This is a genomic window from Streptomyces sp. S07_1.15, assembly GCF_020739505.1.
Taxonomy (GTDB): domain Bacteria; phylum Actinomycetota; class Actinomycetes; order Streptomycetales; family Streptomycetaceae; genus Streptomyces; species Streptomyces xinghaiensis.
Window position 1 is genome coordinate 5972379 of the sequence record NZ_JAJBZK010000001.1, and the last position, 19675, is coordinate 5992053.

At 72.7% G+C, this 19675-nt stretch carries 17 protein-coding genes; 14 read left to right on the top strand and 3 right to left on the bottom strand.

All coding sequences use genetic code 11. The features are described from left to right. Nucleotides 1-76 precede the first annotated feature (76 nt). The 9 genes from LIX60_RS25620 to dapD all read left to right on the top strand — a co-directional run bounded on the left by LIX60_RS25620 (nucleotide 77) and on the right by dapD (nucleotide 8074). On the top strand, nucleotides 77-985 hold the full coding sequence (locus LIX60_RS25620; RefSeq protein WP_374117918.1) for a helix-turn-helix transcriptional regulator: 909 nt from the start codon (nucleotides 77-79) through the stop codon (nucleotides 983-985). Next, nucleotides 982-2403, top strand: coding sequence for a Fe-S cluster assembly protein SufB (sufB, locus tag LIX60_RS25625; RefSeq protein ID WP_125626046.1), 1422 nt, complete (start codon nucleotides 982-984; stop codon nucleotides 2401-2403). The genes LIX60_RS25620 and sufB overlap by 4 nt, the downstream gene beginning before the upstream one ends. Before the next feature lie 120 nt (nucleotides 2404-2523). Next, nucleotides 2524-3696 (top strand): Fe-S cluster assembly protein SufD, encoded by a 1173-nt coding sequence (gene sufD / locus LIX60_RS25630; protein ID WP_125626045.1) that lies wholly within the window; start codon nucleotides 2524-2526, stop codon nucleotides 3694-3696. Next, the gene (locus tag LIX60_RS25635) at nucleotides 3696-4043 is read left to right on the top strand and encodes a non-heme iron oxygenase ferredoxin subunit (protein ID WP_019709587.1); all 348 of its coding nucleotides are present in this window, start codon (nucleotides 3696-3698) and stop codon (nucleotides 4041-4043) included. The genes sufD and LIX60_RS25635 overlap by 1 nt, the downstream gene beginning before the upstream one ends. A 7-nt stretch (nucleotides 4044-4050) precedes the next feature. Next, the gene (gene sufC / locus LIX60_RS25640) at nucleotides 4051-4806 is read left to right on the top strand and encodes a Fe-S cluster assembly ATPase SufC (protein ID WP_227960999.1); all 756 of its coding nucleotides are present in this window, start codon (nucleotides 4051-4053) and stop codon (nucleotides 4804-4806) included. A 5-nt stretch (nucleotides 4807-4811) separates the two neighbouring features. Beyond that, the gene (locus LIX60_RS25645) at nucleotides 4812-6083 is read left to right on the top strand and encodes a cysteine desulfurase (RefSeq protein ID WP_019709589.1); all 1272 of its coding nucleotides are present in this window, start codon (nucleotides 4812-4814) and stop codon (nucleotides 6081-6083) included. A 23-nt stretch (nucleotides 6084-6106) separates the two neighbouring features. After that, the gene (gene sufU / locus LIX60_RS25650; protein ID WP_043463136.1) at nucleotides 6107-6571 is read left to right on the top strand and encodes a Fe-S cluster assembly sulfur transfer protein SufU; all 465 of its coding nucleotides are present in this window, start codon (nucleotides 6107-6109) and stop codon (nucleotides 6569-6571) included. Next, a complete protein-coding gene (locus tag LIX60_RS25655) occupies nucleotides 6568-6903 on the top strand; it encodes a metal-sulfur cluster assembly factor (RefSeq protein ID WP_019709591.1) in 336 nt (111 codons plus the stop codon). Before sufU ends, LIX60_RS25655 begins: the two co-directional genes overlap by 4 nt. A 181-nt stretch (nucleotides 6904-7084) precedes the next feature. Further along, nucleotides 7085-8074 (top strand): 2,3,4,5-tetrahydropyridine-2,6-dicarboxylate N-succinyltransferase, encoded by a 990-nt coding sequence (dapD, locus tag LIX60_RS25660; RefSeq protein WP_227961001.1) that lies wholly within the window; start codon nucleotides 7085-7087, stop codon nucleotides 8072-8074. A 253-nt stretch (nucleotides 8075-8327) separates the two neighbouring features. On the opposite strand, the gene LIX60_RS25665 is transcribed toward dapD, so the two are convergent. Continuing rightward, nucleotides 8328-8786 carry a DUF6069 family protein gene (locus LIX60_RS25665; protein ID WP_227961003.1) on the bottom strand — a complete coding sequence of 153 codons (459 nt, stop codon included), beginning with the start codon at nucleotides 8784-8786 and terminating at the stop codon, nucleotides 8328-8330. A gap of 928 nt (nucleotides 8787-9714) precedes the next feature. Between LIX60_RS25665 and LIX60_RS25670 the strand changes: the two genes are divergently transcribed. Together LIX60_RS25670 and LIX60_RS25675 are read left to right on the top strand one after the other, a co-directional pair. Next, nucleotides 9715-10281, top strand: coding sequence for a SigE family RNA polymerase sigma factor (locus tag LIX60_RS25670; RefSeq protein ID WP_227961005.1), 567 nt, complete (start codon nucleotides 9715-9717; stop codon nucleotides 10279-10281). Then, entirely contained in the window at nucleotides 10278-11480 is a 1203-nt protein-coding gene (locus LIX60_RS25675; protein WP_227961008.1) for a WD40 repeat domain-containing protein, read from the top strand. The genes LIX60_RS25670 and LIX60_RS25675 overlap by 4 nt, the downstream gene beginning before the upstream one ends. A gap of 63 nt (nucleotides 11481-11543) precedes the next feature. Here the strand turns inward: LIX60_RS25675 and LIX60_RS25680 are convergent, their stop codons facing one another. Further along, the gene (locus LIX60_RS25680) at nucleotides 11544-13400 is read right to left on the bottom strand and encodes an endonuclease/exonuclease/phosphatase family protein (protein WP_227961010.1); all 1857 of its coding nucleotides are present in this window, start codon (nucleotides 13398-13400) and stop codon (nucleotides 11544-11546) included. Between the two features lie 292 nt (nucleotides 13401-13692). On the opposite strand from LIX60_RS25680, the gene LIX60_RS25685 reads away from it, so the two are divergent. Beyond that, nucleotides 13693-15276, top strand: coding sequence for a hypothetical protein (locus LIX60_RS25685; protein WP_227961012.1), 1584 nt, complete (start codon nucleotides 13693-13695; stop codon nucleotides 15274-15276). 193 nt (nucleotides 15277-15469) lie between these two features. After that, the gene (locus LIX60_RS25690) at nucleotides 15470-16939 is read left to right on the top strand and encodes an alkaline phosphatase PhoX (protein ID WP_227961014.1); all 1470 of its coding nucleotides are present in this window, start codon (nucleotides 15470-15472) and stop codon (nucleotides 16937-16939) included. A gap of 251 nt (nucleotides 16940-17190) precedes the next feature. On the opposite strand, the gene LIX60_RS25695 is transcribed toward LIX60_RS25690, so the two are convergent. Then, nucleotides 17191-18405: a TerD family protein gene (locus LIX60_RS25695; RefSeq protein WP_227962923.1), complete on the bottom strand. Its 1215-nt coding sequence runs from the start codon at nucleotides 18403-18405 to the stop codon at nucleotides 17191-17193. Nucleotides 18406-18782: 377 nt separating this feature from the next. Between LIX60_RS25695 and LIX60_RS25700 the strand changes: the two genes are divergently transcribed. Continuing rightward, on the top strand, nucleotides 18783-19544 hold the full coding sequence (locus tag LIX60_RS25700) for a DeoR/GlpR family DNA-binding transcription regulator (protein WP_227961016.1): 762 nt from the start codon (nucleotides 18783-18785) through the stop codon (nucleotides 19542-19544). Nucleotides 19545-19675 lie beyond the last annotated feature (131 nt).

The window sequence follows — 19675 nt, forward strand, 5'->3', positions numbered from 1 at the left end:
CTTAGTGATCGAGCCCACGTGACGGCCGCTCCGGCCTCGGTTGTCGCCGGCGGAATAATTACGCAACAATGGCGTTGTGAAAAACGTGAGCGAAGAGCGGAAGACAGCGGCGGTCCCGGTGACCGCCCCGTCGCCCCTGCCCGCGCACGACGAGCCGCGCTCCACCCGCAACCGCGTCGCGCGCTCCATCCTCGACCACGGACCCTCCACCGCCGCCGAACTCGCCGGGCGGCTGGCGCTGACCCAGGCGGCCGTCCGCCGCCACCTCGACACCCTCCTCGCCGAGGGCCTCGTCGAACCCCGCGACCAGCGGGTCTACGGCTCGCGCGGCCGGGGCCGGCCCGCGAAGGCCTTCGCGCTCACCGACGACGGCCGCGACGCCTTCGACCAGGCCTACGACTCCCTCGCCGCCGACGCGCTGCGCTGGATCGCGCAGCAGGCGGGCGGCGGCGAGAAGGGCGAGGCCGCGGTCTCCGCCTTCGCCCGCGCCCGGCTGGCCGCGCAGGCCGCCGGCTACCGCAAGATCATCGAGGGCGTGGCCCCCGAGCAGCGCACCGAGGCCCTGGCCAGAGCGCTGAGCGCGGACGGGTACGCTGCCGCCGCGCGCAGCGCACCGGTCGGCGAGCAGCTCTGCCAGCACCACTGCCCGGTCGCCCATGTCGCCGAGCGGTTCCCGCAGCTGTGCGAGGCGGAGACCGAGGTCTTCTCGGACCTGCTCGGCACCCATGTGCAGCGGCTGGCCACCATCGCCCACGGCGACGGGGTCTGCACCACCTTCGTGCCCAAGGGCGGCGCTCCTCCGGGCGGCGCCGCCGGCGGCCCGAAGGGCGGCGGCCGCGCCAAGGGCGGCGGCCGGACCCGGAGCGGCGGCGCACCGGGCGCCCCGCGGACCGGAACGGCCGAGAGCGGCCCCGCCCGCCCGCACCGCACCACCACCAGGACCACCACAGCATCCGCAAGCACGGCCGGGAGGAACCCCGCATGACGCTCCCCACGGAGACCGCCCACCCCGAACTCGAGGGTCTGGGCACCTACGAATACGGCTGGTCCGACTCCGACGCCGCCGGCGCGGCGGCCAAGCGCGGACTGTCCGAGGAGGTCGTCCGCGACATCTCGGCGAAGAAGAACGAGCCGGAGTGGATGCTGAAGCTGCGGCTCAAGGGTCTGCGGCTGTTCGGCAAGAAGCCCATGCCCACCTGGGGCTCCGACCTCAGCGGCATCGACTTCGACAACATCAAGTACTTCGTCCGCTCCACCGAGAAGCAGGCCGCCAGCTGGGAGGACCTGCCCGAGGACATCAAGAACACCTACGACCGGCTGGGCATCCCGGAGGCCGAGAAGCAGCGCCTCGTCGCCGGTGTCGCCGCCCAGTACGAGTCCGAGGTCGTCTACCACCAGATCCGCGAGGACCTGGAGGAGCAGGGCGTCCTCTTCCTGGACACCGACACGGCGCTCAAGGAGCACCCGGAGCTCTTCCAGGAGTACTTCGGCACGGTCATCCCGGCCGGTGACAACAAGTTCGCCGCGCTCAACACGGCCGTGTGGTCCGGCGGCTCCTTCATCTACGTGCCGAAGGGCGTGCACGTGGAGATCCCGCTCCAGGCCTACTTCCGGATCAACACCGAGAACATGGGCCAGTTCGAGCGGACGCTGATCATCGTCGACGAGGACGCCTACGTCCACTACGTCGAGGGCTGCACCGCCCCGATCTACAAGTCGGACTCGCTGCACAGCGCCGTCGTCGAGATCATCGTGAAGAAGGGCGCCCGCTGCCGCTACACGACGATCCAGAACTGGTCGAACAACGTCTACAACCTGGTCACCAAGCGCGCCGTGGCCTACGAGGGCGCGACCATGGAGTGGGTCGACGGCAACATCGGCTCCAAGGTCACGATGAAGTACCCGGCCGTCTACCTCATGGGCGAGCACGCCAAGGGCGAGACCCTGTCCATCGCCTTCTCCGGCGAGGGCCAGCACCAGGACGCGGGCGCCAAGATGGTCCACATGGCCCCCAACACCTCCTCGAACATCGTCTCCAAGTCGGTGGCGCGGGGCGGCGGCCGGACCTCCTACCGTGGCCTGATCGAGATCGGCGAGGGCGCCGCGGGCTCCAAGTCCAACGTGCTCTGCGACGCCCTGCTGGTGGACACGATCTCCCGCTCGGACACCTACCCCTACGTGGACGTCCGTGAGGACGACGTGTCCATGGGCCATGAGGCGACCGTCTCCAAGGTCAGCGAGGACCAGCTCTTCTACCTGATGAGCCGCGGTCTCTCCGAGGACGAGGCCATGGCGATGATCGTGCGCGGCTTCGTCGAGCCGATCGCGCGCGAGCTGCCCATGGAGTACGCGCTGGAGCTGAACCGGCTGATCGAACTGCAGATGGAGGGCGCGGTCGGCTGACCGGCCGGCGCCGTCCGGGGCCCGCCCGTCCCGTGCCCGTCCGACGGGGCACGGGGCGGCGGCCGCCCCACAGACCGTGAGCGATCACAATGAGGCAGAAAGTGAGCAGTACGACTAGCCATGGCTGACAACATTCCGGTGGGCAGCACCACGGAAGGTGCCATTCAGGTGGGCGGTGACCATCCCGCCGACGCCCGGGTGAGCGCGCCCGCCTCCTATGACGTGGCGGACTTCCCCGTGCCGCACGGCCGCGAGGAGGAGTGGCGGTTCACCCCGCTGGAGCGCCTCCGCGGGCTGCACGACGGCACGGCCGTGGACGACGGCGGCGTCCGCTACGAGGTCTTCACCCCCGCCGAGGCCACCCAGGAACGGGTCGGACGGGACGACCCCCGGCTCGGCCGGGCCGGCAAGCCCGTCGACCGGGTCGCCGCACAGGCGTACAGCTCGTTCGAGAAGGCCACGGTCATCACGATCCCCAAGGAGACCGTGCTCTCCGAGCCGGTGCGGATCTCCGTGCACGGGCAGGGCGGCACCGCCTACGCCCACCACGTCATCGAGGTCGGCGCCTTCGCCGAGGCGATCGTCGTCCTCGACCACACCGGGGACGCCACCTTCGGCGGCAACGTCGAGTACGTCCTCGGGGACGGCGCCAAGCTCACCGCCGTGTCCGTCCAGGACTGGGACGGCAAGGCCGTCCACGCCGGCCAGCACACCGCGCTCGTCGGCCGCGACGCCACCTTCAAGTCCGTGATCGTCACCTTCGGCGGCGACCTGGTCCGGCTCCACCCGCGGATCAACTACGCGGCCCCCGGCGGCGAGGCCGAGCTCTACGGCCTGTACTTCACCGACAACGGCCAGCACCAGGAGCACCGGCTCTTCGTCGACCACGCCATCCCGCACTGCCGCAGCAACGTCGTCTACAAGGGCGCGCTGCAGGGCGAGGAGGCGCACGCCGTCTGGATCGGCGACGTCCTCATCCGCGCCGCGGCCGAGGGCACCGACACCTACGAACTCAACCGGAACCTCGTCCTCACCGACGGCGCCCGGGTGGACTCGGTCCCCAACCTGGAGATCGAGACCGGCGAGATCGTCGGCGCCGGCCACGCCTCGGCCACCGGCCGCTTCGAGGACGAGCAGCTGTTCTACCTGATGGCCCGCGGCATCCCCGCCGACGAGGCCCGCCGGCTGGTCGTCCGCGGCTTCTTCGCCGAGCTGGTCCAGCAGATCAACCTCCCCGAGCTGCAGGAACGGCTGCTGGAGAAGATCGACACGGAGCTGGAGGCATCCGTCTGATGGCCGCCGGCACCGGTACCGCCTACGTACGGGTCTGCGGGCTGTCCGAGCTGGAGGAGGACACCCCCCGGCGGGTGGAGGTCGACGGCACCCCGGTCTCGGTCGTCCGGACCGAGGGCGAGGTGTACGCGATCTACGACATCTGCTCGCACGCCAACGTCTCGCTCTCCGAGGGCGAGGTCGAGGACTGCCAGATCGAGTGCTGGCTGCACGGCTCGCGGTTCGACCTGCGCACCGGCAAGCCCTCCGGCCCGCCCGCCACCCGCCCCGTCCCCGTATACCCCGTAAAGATCGAAGGAGACGGCCCCGAAGCGGCTGTGCTCGTCTCCGTCACCCAGGAGTCCTGAGGCATCCATGGCAACGCTTGAAATCCACGACCTGCACGTCTCCGTCGAGGTCGAGAACGGCACGAAGGAGATCCTGTCCGGGGTCGATCTGACCGTGAAGCAGGGCGAGACGCACGCCATCATGGGCCCGAACGGCTCCGGCAAGTCCACCCTCGCCTACTCCCTCGCGGGTCACCCCAAGTACACCGTCACCGGCGGCACCGTCACCCTCGACGGCGAGAACGTCCTGGAGATGTCCGTCGACGAGCGGGCCCGCGCCGGCCTCTTCCTCGCCATGCAGTACCCGGTCGAGGTCCCCGGCGTCTCCGTCTCCAACTTCCTCCGCACCTCCGCCACCGCCATCCGCGGCGAGGCGCCCAAGCTGCGCACCTGGGTGAAGGAGGTCAAGGGGGCCATGGAGCGGCTGAACATGGACCCGGCCTTCGCCGAGCGCAACGTCAACGAGGGCTTCTCCGGCGGTGAGAAGAAGCGCCACGAGATCCTCCAGCTGGAGCTGCTCAAGCCGAAGGTCGCGATCCTCGACGAGACCGACTCCGGTCTGGACGTGGACGCGCTGCGCACCGTCTCCGAGGGCGTCAACCGCGTCCGCGAGAGCGGCGAGACCGGCACCCTGCTGATCACGCACTACACCCGCATCCTGCGGTACATCACCCCCGACCACGTGCATGTGTTCGCCCGGGGCCGGATCGCCGAGTCCGGCGGCCCGGAGCTGGCCGACAAGCTCGAGGCCGAGGGCTACGAGGCCTACACGAAGGAGGCCTGAGCCGAGTGACACAGCTGCCGGGCCTCCTCACGGCGTCGTCGTACGACGTGGAGGCGATCCGCAAGGACTTCCCCCTCCTGGACCGCACGGTCCACGACGGGAAGAAGATCGTGTACCTGGACAACGCGGCCACCTCGCAGAAGCCGCGCCAGGTCCTCGACGCGCTGAACGCCTACTACGAGCGCCACAACGCCAATGTGCACCGCGGTGTGCACGTGCTCGCGGAGGAGGCCACGGCGCTGTACGAGGGCGCCCGTGACAAGGTCGCCGCGTTCGTCAACGCCCCGAGCCGCGACGAAGTGATCTTCACCAAGAACGCCTCGGAGTCGCTCAACCTCGTCGCCAACATGCTGGGCTGGGCCGACGAGCCCTACCGCGTGGACAGCGACACCGAGATCGTCATAACGGAGATGGAGCACCACTCCAACATCGTTCCGTGGCAGCTGCTCGCGCAGCGCACCGGCGCGAAGCTGAAGTGGTTCGGCCTCACCGACGACGGCCGGCTCGACCTGTCGGAGATCGACCGGATCATCACCGAGAAGACCAAGGTCGTCTCGTTCACCCTGGTCTCCAACATCATGGGCACGGTCAACCCGGTCGACAAGATCATCCGCCGGGCCCAGGACGTCGGCGCGCTCACCGTCATCGACGCCTCCCAGGCCGCCCCGCACATGCCGCTGGACGTGCAGGCGCTCCAGGCCGACTTCGTGGCCTTCACCGGCCACAAGATGTGCGGCCCGACCGGCATCGGCGTCCTCTGGGGCCGCCAGGAGCTGCTGGAGGACCTGCCGCCGTTCCTGGGCGGGGGCGAGATGATCGAGACGGTGTCGATGCACCACTCGACCTACGCCCCGGCGCCGCACAAGTTCGAGGCGGGCACGCCCCCGATCGCCCAGGCCGTCGGCCTCGGCGCGGCCGTGGACTACCTCACCTCGATCGGCATGGACAAGATCGCGGCCCATGAGCACACCATCACCGAGTACGCCGTCCGCCGGCTCCGGGAGGTCCCGGACCTGCGGATCATCGGCCCGGTGACGGCCGAGGACCGCGGCGCGGCGATCTCCTTCACGCTCGGCGACATCCACCCGCACGACGTGGGCCAGGTCCTGGACGAGCAGGGCATCGCCGTCCGGGTCGGCCACCACTGCGCGCGGCCCGTCTGCCTGCGGTACGGAATTCCCGCGACCACCCGAGCGTCGTTCTATCTGTACTCCACCCCGGCCGAGGTCGATGCCCTGGTCGACGGCCTGGAGCACGTACGGAACTTCTTCGGCTGACGGACGGACGAGGGCTGACTGCTGTGAAGCTGGATTCCATGTACCAGGACGTCATCCTGGACCACTACAAGCACCCCCACGGGCGTGGTCTGCGCGAGGGTGACGCCGAGGTGCACCATGTCAACCCCACGTGCGGGGACGAGATCACCCTGCGCGTGCGGCTCGACGGCGAGACCATCGAGGACGTCAGCTACGACGGCCAGGGCTGCTCCATCAGCCAGGCCAGTGCCTCGGTGCTCAACGAACTGCTGGTCGGCAAGGAGCTCGCCGAGGCGCGGAGGATCCAGGAGACCTTCCTGGAGCTGATGCAGTCCAAGGGCAGGCTGGAGCCCGACGACGCGATGGAGGAGGTGCTGGAGGACGCGGTCGCGTTCGCCGGCGTCTCGAAGTACCCGGCGCGCGTGAAGTGCGCCCTGCTGTCCTGGATGGCCTGGAAGGACGCCACGGCGCAGGCACTGGGCGACGAGTCAGCGAAGGAGTCGGCATGACCGAGACCGCACAGACCACCAAGCCCGCGAGCGAGGAAGAGGTCCGCGAGGCCCTCTACGACGTCGTCGACCCGGAGCTGGGCATCGATGTCGTCAACCTCGGCCTGATCTACGGCATCCACGTGGACGACTCCAACATCGCCACCATCGACATGACGCTGACGTCCGCGGCCTGCCCGCTGACCGACGTCATCGAGGACCAGGCGAAGTCGGCCACCGACGGGATCGTCAACGAGCTCCGGATCAACTGGGTCTGGATGCCGCCGTGGGGCCCCGACAAGATCACCGACGAGGGCCGCGAGCAGCTGCGCGCCCTGGGCTTCAACGTCTGACGCGGCGGCGCGGGCCCGTCCCGCCCACCGCGCGGCGGCGCCACCGGCACCGCCACCGTCCACCGCCCCGCCCGGGGCCGCACCCGGCGCGGGGCGGAGGCGTGCCCGGGTCCGCCCCGGCCGGTGACCGGGCGCTGAGACCGGTTCGCGGGCCCGGAGCGGAACCGGTTAGCGTTCGGTCATGACCGATGCAGCCACCACCCGTAAGACCGGCGCGGCCGCCGCCGGGCTCGCCACCCTCGCCGCCGACGGCACCGTCCTCGACACCTGGTTCCCCGCCCCCGAGCTCATCGCCGAGCCCGGCCCGGCCGGGACCGAGCGGCTGACCCCGGAGCGCGCCGCCGAACTGCTGGGCGAGTCCGCGCCCAAGGCGCTGGGCCCCGATCCGCGCCGCGGCGTCGAGGTGATCGCCGTCCGCACCGTCATCGCCTCGCTCGACGACAAGCCGGCCGACGCCCACGACGCCTACCTCCGGCTGCATCTGCTCAGCCACCGCCTGGTCCGGCCGCACGGCCAGAACCTCGACGGGATCTTCGGCCTGCTGGCCAACGTCGCCTGGACGAGCCTCGGCCCGGTCCCCGTCGACCAGGTCGAGAAGGTCCGGCTCGCGGCCCGCGCCGAGGGGCTGCACCTCGCCGTCACCAGCGTCGACAAGTTCCCCCGTATGACCGACTACGTCGCCCCGGCGGGCGTCCGGATCGCCGACGCCGACCGGGTGCGCCTCGGCGCCCACCTCGCCACCGGCACCACCGTGATGCACGAGGGCTTCGTCAACTTCAACGCCGGCACGCTGGGCCACTCCATGGTCGAGGGCCGGATCAGCGCGGGCGTGGTCGTCGGTGACGGCTCCGACATCGGCGGCGGCGCCTCGATCATGGGGACGCTCTCCGGCGGCGGCAAGCAGGTCATCTCCATCGGCGAGCGCTGCCTGCTCGGCGCCGAGGCGGGCATCGGCATCGCCCTCGGCGACGACTGCGTCGTCGAGGCCGGCCTCTACGTCACCGCGGGCACCCGCGTCAGCCTCCCCGACGGCGGCGTCGTCAAGGCCGTGGAACTCTCCGGCGCCCACAACCTCCTCTTCCGCCGCAACTCCACCACCGGCAAGGTCGAGGCCCTCCAGCGCACCGGCTCCTGGGGCGGCCTGAACGCGGCCCTGCACAGCAACGACTGACCGGCGCCGGCCGGCACGGCACACGCCATACGGCCCGTGCGGCCCGGTGCATCACGGGACCGCACGGGCCGTGGGCTTCCCGGCCTTCGGACTGGTGGCCCCGCATGCCGAGGTGCCGCGCAAGCGCCGGTCCTCCCGTTGCTCCCGTTGCTTCTTGTGGCTATCGCGTCGGGAGGGGAGTCAGCCGTGGGTATCGGGGTGTGCGTCTTCCGCGCCATCGCCCGCGCAGAAGCGGAGGCCACGATTCACGGCATCAGAGGAGTCGGTGCCGTCGGTGGAGCTCCAGGGTGATGACGACCGCTACGCCGAGGGTGATGTGCATCAGGGACAGGGCGGCGACGGTGCCACCATCGGCTCCGGACGACAGGGGCCCGGCGACCGACAGCAGTGCCAGGCCACCGCCCGTGTACTGCGCGATCCGCAAGAAGACCAGTTTCCACAGGGACAGCAACAGGGCAGCTCCCGTCCCGACGGCCAGCGGGACGACTGAGGCACCGATGACGTCCCCGACCGCGATCGGATGCTCCTTGCCGCCGTCGACGACGACAAGCGAGGCATCGGCCAGCTCGGCGACGGCAAGGACGATGAGATTGACGAGGACCGCGAAAGCCGCTCCGGTGGCCAGTGCCTTCCACCAGGTGAGGCCGGAGCGGTGGACCGCGGATGCGTCGGGCACAGCCGGGCCGGGGTTCTGAACGGTATTGCTCGACATGGGGACTTCTCCAATGGGTGAGGCCGCGCCGCCTCCAGGCGACGACGGCGCGTACGAGGAGCCTCCAACCTGAATCACGCTTGAGGTCAAGACCCGTCCGTGCGGGGTCCCGTGGTGCGACGGTGGGCTTCTCCCATCCGGCCACAGGACGCCGTGCCCCTCACCGCCACCGGCTACGCCGAGGCTCAGGGGAACACCAAGGGTTTGCCGGCCTGGTGGACGCGGCCGGCCGACGGGTCACGGAACTCGCCGGCTTCCGCAGGAGTGACACCGCGAGAAGCCGGACCCCGGTGTTCACCCGGCGCCGAGGACGCCGGGTGCCTCGCCCGGGGCACCGCCTCAGCGCACCGGCTCCTGGGGCGGCCTGAACGCGGCCCCGCACAGCAAGGACTGAGCACGGCGGCCCCGCTCCGCCCGCGACGACCCGTCCGCCCCGGCCACCCGCCCGGCACGGACGGGCCTTCCGGTCACGCGCCACGGCCCGGGACGGGGCGCGTGGTCGAGGAGCGCCCGGATCACTTGGCCGCCCTGCTGGACCACCCGGGCCGTCCCGCCTCCGGCGCCCCTGCGGCATAGCCGGCCTCCGCCGCGTCCGCCGGCGAGCCGGCCGGGTCTGCGGTAGGCGCCCCGCCGGGAGACCGTGCGCAGCGCGTGGGCGGACCTGAAGAGGGGGGAGCGATCGGGAGCGCATCGCGCAGCCTCATGTGGTGCCGGTGCCGGTGCCGGTACCGGTGCAGGTGCCGGGCCGCTCGCCTCCGGGGAGCCGGGGCGTCCCGTCCGTCCGTGCAGAAGTCCGGGAGCGGTGGCATAGCGGGAGACGTCCGGAAGCGTCGGGGGAGACAGCGGGTGCCGGCACCCGCCGAGCCGGATCAGCCTCTCCGCGGACAGCGGTCTCCGGTTCCGTCCGACACAGACGCAGAAGGTGACGATGGATGCCCAGGGCCAGGAGAGTTTCCGCGAGTTCGTGGCGAACAGATCCCCCGCGTTGCTGAGGGTCGCCGTGCTGCTCAGTGGCGGCGACCGGCACGCGGCGGAGGATCTGCTCCAGAACGCGCTGATCAAGGCGGCGGGTCGCTGGCACCGCATCGACGAGCCCGAGGCCTATGTGCGCCAAGTGCTCTACCGCCAGCAGATCGGCCGCTGGCGGTTGCGGTGGCCGCAGCGCGAAGTGGTGGTCCCGGAGGCCCCCGAGCCGTCGCCCGTGCGGGGGGCGGGCGACGGCTCGGGGACCGAGGCGGCCGAGCTGCGCGTGGTGGTCCGCCGCGCCCTGAGCCGTCTGACGGCGCGCCAGCGCACCGTGCTGGTGCTGCGGTACTTCGAGGATCTTCCGGAGGCGGAGGTGGCGCGGCAGTTGGGCTGCTCGGTCGGCACGGTCCGCAGTACCACGCACCGTTCCCTCGCGAGGCTGCGGATGATCGCCCCGGAACTGAGGGCTCTCAACGTGGGTGCCGAGCCGGGACAGCCCGGTTGCTCTCCTGTGGAGGTTCACCCGTGAACATCGAGCAGTTGGTGAGGGAGTCCCTCCGCGAGGGGGCGGAGGAGGGCCAGCCGCCTCCCGCGGACTTCGCGGACCGTGTCCTGCGCGTACGGCGCCGGCGCAGGAGCCGGCGGATCGTGACCGCGTCGGTGGCGGCGGTCGTGGCGATCGCCGTCGCGATGGGTGTCCCGGTGCTGAACACCGATGAGACGCGGCCCGCGGAGGTGACCGTCCGCGAGGATGTGAGCGCCCGGCCGGGCCAGTCACCGCCGCGTGATCTTGTCGCGGCGGGGGAGACGGCGCTCTCGGCGTACTACCGGTACGAGAAGGAGAAACTCCCCAACGGGGACGAGATCCTGCACCGTCGGTGGCATCTGTACAACGCGGACACCGAACGGTACGAGAAGGCGGACTGGGCGTACCTGGATGTCGCACCGGGGATGGAGACGGCGGCGGTGCTGGAGAAGCTTCCGGCCCAGCGCGTCGGTCTGCTCGATCTGCGCACCGGGAAGGTCCGCCGCTGGCTGGAGACGGGACACGGCATGGCCGGCCTGGAGTGGTCGCCCGACGGCAGGCGCATCGTCGCCACCACCTACGACCGGAACCCGGGCCACTACGACCACACGAAGCCCGTCAACGTCAACGGCAAGGAGGAGCCCGGCCCGATGCGGAGCCGCACCGGCTTCGCCGTGATCGACGCGGCATCGGGTGAGAGCACCTGGCACGAACTGCCGGCCTACGAGGACGCGAGGGGCTATCTCGGCAACGCCCGCGAGGACATGTCCTGGAACCGGGACGGCACCCTGCTGTACACGGACATCCCCGCGGAACCCTACCGGCAGTTCTACGACCTGCGCGGTCGGCGGGTGGCCGCCCCCCGGGACGAGATGCGCTCGTTCTCGAAGGCCGGCCTGTCGCCGGACGGCCGACTGGCCGCGGGGGACTTCGCCGGCAGGGGCGAGGAGATCGCCACGGAAGTACTGGACGCGTCCACCGGGAAGCGAGTGGCTCTCCAGCCGGTACAGGAGCTGCTGGCCTGGGCGGACAGCGACCGGCTCATCGCCTGGGGATGCGACCCCGACCGATGCTCCGGCAAGGGGGAGTTCCGGCAGCAGTTGGTGCTGGTGGACGTCGCCGGCCGGCACGTCGCGGAACTCACCGGCTTCCGCAGGAGCGGCACCTCGAAGAGCTGGGTCCCGGTGTTCACCCGGCGCTGAGGCCGCCGGGGACCGCCCCGGGTCACCGCCCCCTCCGTGGCGGTGACCCGGGGCGCCGCTGTGTCAGGGACGGAAGCGGAGGACCTGGGGGTCGTGGTCGCTCGCCTGGTCGGCGAACTCCGCGTTGATGTGGACGATGTCGTAGTCCGCGCGGCGGATCGCGCGGCTGGTGAGCATGTGGTCCAGTACCTGCGAGTTGCCGTTGTAGACATAGCCGTAGCGCTCGTCGCGCGGCAGGCGGTCCACCAGGTCGGTGAGGATCCGGCCCCGGTCGGTGAGGGCTTCCACGGCCGGCGAGAAGTTGAAGTCGTTGATGTCGCCGGCGACCACGACCTTCGCCTTGCGGTCCAGCTCCAGCAGCGACTTCACCCAGCCGGCCACCAGCTTGGCCTGGGAGATCCGCTGGGTCTCCGAGGAGCGCGCCGGGGGCTGGAAGCGGCCGTCGAGCGCCTGGTCGCCGCCCTTGCTGGCGAAGTGGTTGGCGACGACGAAGACCGGCTCGCCGCGGAAGCGGAACTCGGCCGCGAGGGGCTTGCGGCTGTCGTCCCAGGCGGCGTTCTCCGGGCGGATGCGGCCGGGGTTGGCCGAGAGACCGACCTCGCCGTCCGCGCCGCGCAGCGGGACGGCGGACGTGGTGGCGTCACCGCCCGGGACGTCGGGGAAGGAGACCCGCTCGGGGTTGTAGAGGAAGGCCACCCGGATGTTGCCGCCGGGCTGGCCGCCGTCCTCGTCGTCGGCCGGGTCGATCTGGCGCCACGCGTACGAGGGCCCGCCCGCGGCGGCGATGGCCTCGGTCAGCTTCCGCAGCGTGGCGTCGGCGCTCACCACCGCGTCATTCGTCGGGCCGTTGTCGTCCTGGACCTCCTCCAGGGCGACGATGTCGGGGGAGGCGAGGTGGTCCACCAGGGCCTCGGCGAGCCGGGTGAACTTCTCGCCGGGGTTCTTCGGGGAGAGGTTCTCCACGTTGTACGTGGCGACGGACAGTTCGCCGGCCCGCTGCGGCCGGGTCCGCTCCCGGTCCGGGCCGTTGTCCTCCAGCGCGCCGAGCTCGGTCGCCTGGAGCTCGTAGCCGCCGAACTGGTCGTAGTCCAGGGGGCCGGCGGTGGTGCCGGTGAGCCGGTCGCCGACATCGGCCTGCGGGAACGGCCGTTCGGCGAAGGGGATGAGGGAGGCGACCTTCAACCGGGCGCCGTTCTGGTCGCGGTACGAGGCGTAGAGCGTGCCGCCGCGCGCGGTGGGGTTCTCGCGCGGATCGGCCGTCACCCACAGTTCGTTGTAGCGGCTGGAGGGGCCGACGACGCCGGCGTCGGAGACCTGGACGCGCATGCCCTCCAGCGACTCGTGGCGGTCCAGCGCGTAGCGGTGCGGACGGAGCGGAAGGTGCTCGATGCTGCCGCCGCCGCGCGCCTCGGGGGCGTAACGGTTCGGCACCGAGGCGCCGTTGAGCCGGAAGGCGGCGGGGAGGGCGTTGCCGGAGGAGTCCACCGTCCAGGTGGCGCCGGAGATCTGGGTGACGGACTGGAGCCCGCGGTCCTTCCCGCCCGGGTAGTACTCGCCGACGGTGCCGGAGAGCAGCACCGCGTCGCCCACCGCGACGGCCGGGGTCTTCGAGCCGGTGAAGACGAACACGCCCTCGCTGGTGGCCGGGTCGCGGTCCGGCCGCGGGTCCTGCACCCAGAAGCCGCGCGCGGAGCCGAAGGCGCGGACCGCGGTGACCACGCCGGGGACGTCGGTGACCCGCTCGCCGTCGTACGGGGAGAGGCGGGTGCTCCCCTGGATGTCGTGGATGCGCGGCTGCGCGGCCTCGGCCTGCTGCGGCGCGGCCAGCAGTCCGGCCGCGAGCGCGGTGGCGGCCACCGTGCCCAGCGCGGCGGTGCGGCGGAGCGGTCGGGCGGCGGCGGGCGGGGCTATCGGATCCATCGAATTCTCCGGATGCTGAGGGCGGACGGACGGCGGGCCCGCGCCCCGGCGGTGATCCACGGGACGGGCGGGACCCGCCTCGCCGGGATGGGAGGCGGGGGAACGGCAGTTCGGCCCCCACGCTGCTTCTACGCGCGTCAATCTCCGGCGTGGGCACCCCTGTTGTCAAGGGACCGCCGGTGTACACGGCCGGACGCCGCGGTGAACCGGACGGGAAGCGCCCCTGCCGGTCTAGGCTGGATCAGCACCCGACGCGGTGCGGACCCCAGAGCGTTTCGAGGAGAAGTCGCCCATGCCCGGAGACCGTTCCGTCATGCCGCCGCTCCGGCTGCCCTCCGAGGCCGAACTCGCGCGCCGGGCCCTGGCGGCGCCGCTCCTCGCGCGCGCCGTACGGCTCGCCCGCCGGCTGGGGGACGGGGTGCCGGTCGGCGCGGACGGGCAGCCGGAGCGCGCCGGACTGACGCGTCTGGCAGGGGAGTTGGGGCTGGACGGCGATCCGGGCGGGCTCGCGGCGACCCGCGCGGCATGGCGGCTCGCGGCCGGGACCGGACTGCTGCGGATCACCGCGGAGGACGGGACGGAAACAGGGGCTGCCCCGGACGGCTCCGGGCGGACGGGCCCCGCGGGCCTGCGGGCCGTCCCGGGCGAGCGGGCCGCACGGGTCACCGGCGGCGGCCCCCGGGAGATCCTGGAGCTCTGGCGCGGCGGACTGGAGACGGTCCTCACCGAGGCGGAGACCGAGGCCGGGACGGGGACCGGGACGGGGACGGGTGAGGCCGCCGACGCCGGCGCGGGTGCCGGGAGCGGCGCCGGTGCCGCCGCCCCGGACCGGCCCTCCGGCGAAGCCGGGTCCTTCGGCCGCGTCCTCGCCGCGCTCTACGTCCTCACCGCCCTGGAAGGCGGCGGCCTCGGCGACCCGGAGCGCAGCTTCGTACCGCTGCCCGCGCTCGCCGCCACCGTCGTCGTCCCCGAGGACATGGCGGAGCCCACCGACGCCGTGCTGGAGGAGGTGTCGGAGGAGGTCATGCGGCTGGACCGCCGCTTCCGGCTGCTGGAGCCCCTCGGCCTCGTCGAGTACCGGCCGGTCGACGAGGCCCTCATCGAGGAACTGGACGGGCCCGGCGAACCGGCGGACGGTACGGGCGGGGGCACCGCCGGGGACGGGGGCGGCGGGACCGGTGCCGGGCGGGCCGCCGTGTCCGGCCGGGGCGATGCCGCCGCCCGCTACGGCATGGTCCGGCTGACCGCTCTCGGCGCCCACGGCGTGCGCGCCCGTCTGCTCGACACGGGCATCACCGCGCCGCTCACCGGGGACCTCGCCGGACAGGGCGCGGAAACCCTGCTGGACACCGTCACCGGATACCCGGAGGCCGCGGCCCGGGACGAGGTCGGGGAGTGGCTGGACCGGCGCGATCCCGTCGCCGCCGCCCGGGAACTCCTCGCCGCGGGCCGGGGCGACGACCCGGCCGCGCCGCTGCGCCGGCTCGGGTGCCAGCAGGCCCTGGCCCTGATCGGCCGGGAGGCCGAGCCCGCGCTGCGCGAGGTGCTGGACGACCGGCACCTCGGCGGGCTCGCCCGGGTCTGGCTGGCGGAGCACGGGGCGACCGGGGTGCCCGAACCCTCGGAGGAGATGGTCTTCTGGCTGACCGTCGACACCCTCGCGGCCCAGCTCGGCGCGGACGGCGACTCCGCCGAACTGGAGGAACTGGTCCTGGGGCTGGTGGGGCAGCACGGCGCCTTCTTCGACACGGCCTGGCGGGTGGACCATCCCGCGACCGGGGAGGTCCTGGAGGCGATGGGGCGGCTGCACCCCGACCGCGCGGTAGCGAAAGCGGCCCGCCAGGCGGCGTACAAGGCGCGCTCGCGGGGGCGTTGAGCCGGTCTCCCGCGTGCGGGGCGCCCGGGGTGATGCCCTCGCCGGGCGGCGGGGCCCGTCTTCCGGCGGCTTCCGGCCGGTGATCGCCCAATGGACGAACGGCCGTCGGGCGGTGTTCAGCCGGTGTTCGGCGGGGCCGGGCACCGTGGTTCCCGTAGAGCAGGGGATCGATCCGGCCACGCAGGAGATGAAGATGCCGCTCACCCGCAGGGATTTCGCGAGAGGGTCCGCCTACACCGGTGCGGGCGTGGTGCTCGCCGGCAGCGTCGGCGTGCTGGCCGGCGCGCCCGACGCCATCGGCATCGGCGGCGGGGACGAGGAGTCCCGGGTGGCCGAGGCCGCCGGTACGGACCGGCAGCACCCCCCGCGGGGCGTCGGCTACGGGCCGCTGCGGGACGACCCCGAGGGCGTCGTCGCGCTGCCCGAGGGCTTCTCGTACCGCGTCATCTCCCGCACCGGCGTCACCGAACTGGAGTCCGGCGAGCCCACTCCCTCGAACCACGACGGCACCGCGGCCTTCCCCGGTCCGCGCGGCGCGACCCTGCTCGTCGTCAACCACGAGATCGACGGCCCGCGCGAGGAGACCGAGCACCCCGTTCCGCTCGCCGACGGCCTGGTCTACGACCCCGCCGCGCCCGGCGGCTGCACCGTCGTCGAGGTGCGCCGCGGCGGCGAGGTCGCCCAGTGGGTCGGCATCGCCGGCACCTCCGACAACTGCTCCGGCGGCCGCACCCCCTGGAACACCTGGCTGACCTGCGAGGAGAACTCCGACCGGGCCGGCGAGAACGGGATGACCAAGGACCACGGCTATGTCTTCGAGGTCGACCCCCTCGACCGGCGCGCCAACCGCGCACCGCGGCCGGTCAAGGCCCTGGGCCGCTACGACCACGAGGCCGTCGTCGTCGACCCGCGGCGCGGCCACATGTACCTGACGGAGGACGACGACGAGCCCAACGGTCTCTTCTACCGCTGGGTCCCGCCGAAGGGCTTCGAACACGGCCGCGGCCGGCTCCGTACCCTGGCCGACGACGCCGGCGTCCTCCAGGCGCCCAAGTGCTACGACTCCGGCGGCCGTTTCGTCGACGACCTCTCCCGGGCCACCCGGGCGGGCACCGTCTACGGCGTCGACTGGGTGGACGTGCCCGACCGCGACGCCCGCACCGTCCCCGTGCGCAAGCAGTTCGAGGACGGAGGCGTCACCCGGGGCCGCAAGCTGGAGGGCATGTGGTGGGCCGACGGCGGGGCGTACTTCGTCTCCTCCTACGCCCGCGAGGAGAGCCCGGGCCGGCCGCACGACGGCCAGGTCTGGTTCTACGACCCCCGGCGCCGGACCCTCACCCTCAAGGTCATCCTCGGCGTCAACGCCAAGCCCTTCGAGGACGGCGCGTTCGACGGCCCGGACAACATCACCGTCTCGCCGTACGGCGGGCTGATCATCGCCGAGGACGGCGAGGGCATCCAGCACCTCTTCGGCGCCACGGAGAGCGGCCGGATGTACCCGATCGCCCGGAACGAGGTGAACGTCGGCACCGCGGAGGAGCCGGAGTACAGCGAGTTCACCGGTGTGGTCTTCTCACCCGACGGCAAGACGCTGTACGCCAACATCCAGGAGCCCGGGATCATGCTCGCCATCACCGGCCCCTGGCGCCGGCAGCCCCGCTGACACACCGCGCCTCCGGCCCGGGGGCGACGCCACGGGCCCGGGACGCCCGGAGGTCCGGATGCCGCCGTGCCCGACGCGGCCCGGCTCCGCGCCCGGACGCCCGGCCCCCGAACCCCGGACGCCCGGTCCCGCCCCGGGGCTCCGCCGCGGTCCCGCACCCGCTCCGGGCCGGGGCCGGGCGTCCGGCCACCACGACGGGACGGCGGGCGGACGGCGGCGGGCGGCGCCAACGGCCGCCCGCCGCACGGCCCCTACAGCGCCTTGGCGCCCGGCTTCACCATGCCCCGGACCGTGCGGGAGTCGACGTACTCGCCCATCGCCGTCATCTCCCACTCGCCCGAGAACTGCCGGATGAGCTTGCACATCATCACGCCCGTGCGGGGCTCGGCCCCCGTCAGGTCGAAGCGCACCAGCTCCTGGCCCGCGCCGTCCAGCAGCCGGCAGTACGCCTTGGAGACCTCGGTGAACTTCTGCCCGGAGAAGGAGTTCACCGTGAACACCAGTCCGGTGACCTGCTGTGGCACATCGCCCAGGTGCACGGTGATCGCCTCGTCGTCACCGCCGCCCTCGCCGGTGAGGTTGTCACCGGAGTGCTGGATGACGCCGCCCAGAATGGTGAGCTTGCCGAAGTAGCAGGCGTCGATCTTCTTGCGGTCCGGGCCGTAGGCGATCACGGAGGCGTCGAGGTCGATGTCCTTGCCCCGGTAGGCCGGCTCCCAGCCGAGGCCCATCCGCACGGAGGTCAGCAGTGGGCGGCCGCCCTTCACCAGGGAGACCGTCTGGTTCTTCTGCAGGCTGACCCGGCCCTTGTCCAGGTTGATCTTCCCGGTTCCGGGAGCGGCGGGGGCCGCGGGCGGGGCCGCCGGAGCGGCCGGGGCCGGAGCCGCCGGCATCGCGGGCGCGGCCGGAGGCGGGGGCGGGGGAGCCGCGGCGGCGGCCGGCGGGGGAGCCGGCTGGGCGGCCGGGGCGGCGGGCTCCTCCACGCTCACGCCGAAGTCCGTGGCGATGCCCGCCAGTCCGTCGGCGTATCCCTGCCCGACGGCACGCACCTTCCAGGCGCCGCCCCTGCGGTACACCTCGGCCACCACGAGGGCGGTCTCCGGGCCGAGACGCGGCGGGGTGAACGTGGCGAGCACCGAGCCGTCGTCGGCGTTGCGGACCGTGGCCGTCGGCTCCGTGCCGGCGAACGTCGCCCCCGGGGCGTCGAGGCTGGCCGTCACCACCACCTTGTCGATCCCGGCCGGTACGGCGCCGGTGTCCACGGTGATGGTGTCGGGGGTGCCGCCGCCACCGCCGCGGTGGGTCACCCCCGGGGCGCCGGGCTGGTTGTAGAAGACGAAGTCCTCGTCGGAACGGACTTTTCCGTCGGAGGTCAGGAGCAGGCCCGATACGTCGAGCCGCGCCGGTGCGGTGACGTCCACCGCCACACGGGGGACGGAGAGAGGGATGTTCGAGCCGGGGGTCATAGCGGTCATGCCAGGGTAACGATCGGCCCGGCTTTACGGTTCCATTACCCAACCCGTCCGGCGGGGAGGGGAGCCCCGTCCGGCCGTCCCCGCCCGCAGCGGGCAGCCGCGGACAGGCCGCCGTGGCGGAACGGGCACCGAACGGGCATCCGGGGTCCGCCGTTCGGGCACCGGCGCGGGCGGCCGCGTCCGCGTCCCACCAGGTCGAACCGTTCCGGAAGTCTTCCGGGAACGGGCACAGACGGGCAGGATCGCCACCCGCAGGAACCTGGCCGGGCCGTTGCGCGCGCTGTACAAATCTCCTCACGGCCCGCACGGGCACAGCTGCTCCGGGAGACCCCCGGGAGCCGGGCCGGGCGAGTCGAGGAGGTGCGCCGGTGAACGCCGAGGAACGGCAGCGGGAGATCGTCGCCCTGGCCCGGGACACGGGTGCGGTGGAGGTCACCCGGCTCGCCGAGAAACTGGCCGTCGCGAAGGAGACCATCCGCCGTGACCTGCGGGTCCTGGAGGACCACGGCCTGGTGCGCCGCACCCATGGCGGCGCCTACCCGGTGGAGACACCGGGGTTCGAGACGACGCTCGCCTTCCGCGCCACCCTGCATGTGCCCGAGAAGCGGCGGATCGCCGCCGCGGCGGCCGAACTGCTCGGCGAGGCCGAGACGCTCTTCGTCGACGAGGGCTTCACCCCGCAGCTCATCACCGAGGCGCTGCCCCGGGACCGCCAGCTGACCGTCGTGACCACCTCCCTGGCCACCGCCAGGACGCTGGCCGGACGGGACAACTTCACCGTGCTCCTGCTGGGCGGCCGGGTGCGCGGCGGCACCCTGGCCACGGTCGGCCACTGGGCGACCCGGATGCTCTCCGGATTCGTCATCGACCTGGCGTTCCTCGGAGCCAACGGCATCTCCCGGCTCCACGGCCTGACCACACCCGACCCGGTGGTCGGCGAGGTCAAGGCGACCGCCGTACGGGCGGCACGGCGCCGGGTCTTCGCCGGTGTGCACACCAAGTTCGGAGCCGTGGGCTTCTGCCGCTTCGCGGAGGTCTCCGACTTCGAGGCGATCGTCACCGGCACCGCCCTGCCGTCCTCCGAAGCCCACCGCTACTCCCTCCTGGGGCCGCAGGTCATCCGCGTGTGACCGGCGCCGGCCACCGGCCGCGCGCCCCCGGAACCACCCGCACACCCCCGACAGGCACACCGTCCACCACGGACCGTCCGCGACCCACCCACCGCCGGCGGTACGGCACCGCACACCCGCGCACCCGTCCC

Excerpts from the sequence above, each read along its gene's own strand:
- sufB (WP_125626046.1), top strand. The coding sequence starts at position 982 with ATGACGCTCCCCACGGAGACCGCCCACCCCGAACTCGAGGGTCTGGGC.
- sufD (WP_125626045.1), top strand. The coding sequence starts at position 2,524 with ATGGCTGACAACATTCCGGTGGGCAGCACCACGGAAGGTGCCATTCAG.
- LIX60_RS25635 (WP_019709587.1), top strand. The coding sequence starts at position 3,696 with ATGGCCGCCGGCACCGGTACCGCCTACGTACGGGTCTGCGGGCTGTCC.
- sufC (WP_227960999.1), top strand. The coding sequence starts at position 4,051 with ATGGCAACGCTTGAAATCCACGACCTGCACGTCTCCGTCGAGGTCGAG.
- LIX60_RS25655 (WP_019709591.1), top strand. The coding sequence starts at position 6,568 with ATGACCGAGACCGCACAGACCACCAAGCCCGCGAGCGAGGAAGAGGTC.
- dapD (WP_227961001.1), top strand. The coding sequence starts at position 7,085 with ATGACCGATGCAGCCACCACCCGTAAGACCGGCGCGGCCGCCGCCGGG.
- LIX60_RS25665 (WP_227961003.1), bottom strand. The coding sequence starts at position 8,786 with ATGTCGAGCAATACCGTTCAGAACCCCGGCCCGGCTGTGCCCGACGCA.
- LIX60_RS25670 (WP_227961005.1), top strand. The coding sequence starts at position 9,715 with ATGGATGCCCAGGGCCAGGAGAGTTTCCGCGAGTTCGTGGCGAACAGA.
- LIX60_RS25680 (WP_227961010.1), bottom strand. The coding sequence starts at position 13,400 with ATGGATCCGATAGCCCCGCCCGCCGCCGCCCGACCGCTCCGCCGCACC.
- LIX60_RS25685 (WP_227961012.1), top strand. The coding sequence starts at position 13,693 with ATGCCCGGAGACCGTTCCGTCATGCCGCCGCTCCGGCTGCCCTCCGAG.
- LIX60_RS25690 (WP_227961014.1), top strand. The coding sequence starts at position 15,470 with ATGCCGCTCACCCGCAGGGATTTCGCGAGAGGGTCCGCCTACACCGGT.
- LIX60_RS25695 (WP_227962923.1), bottom strand. The coding sequence starts at position 18,405 with ATGACCCCCGGCTCGAACATCCCTCTCTCCGTCCCCCGTGTGGCGGTG.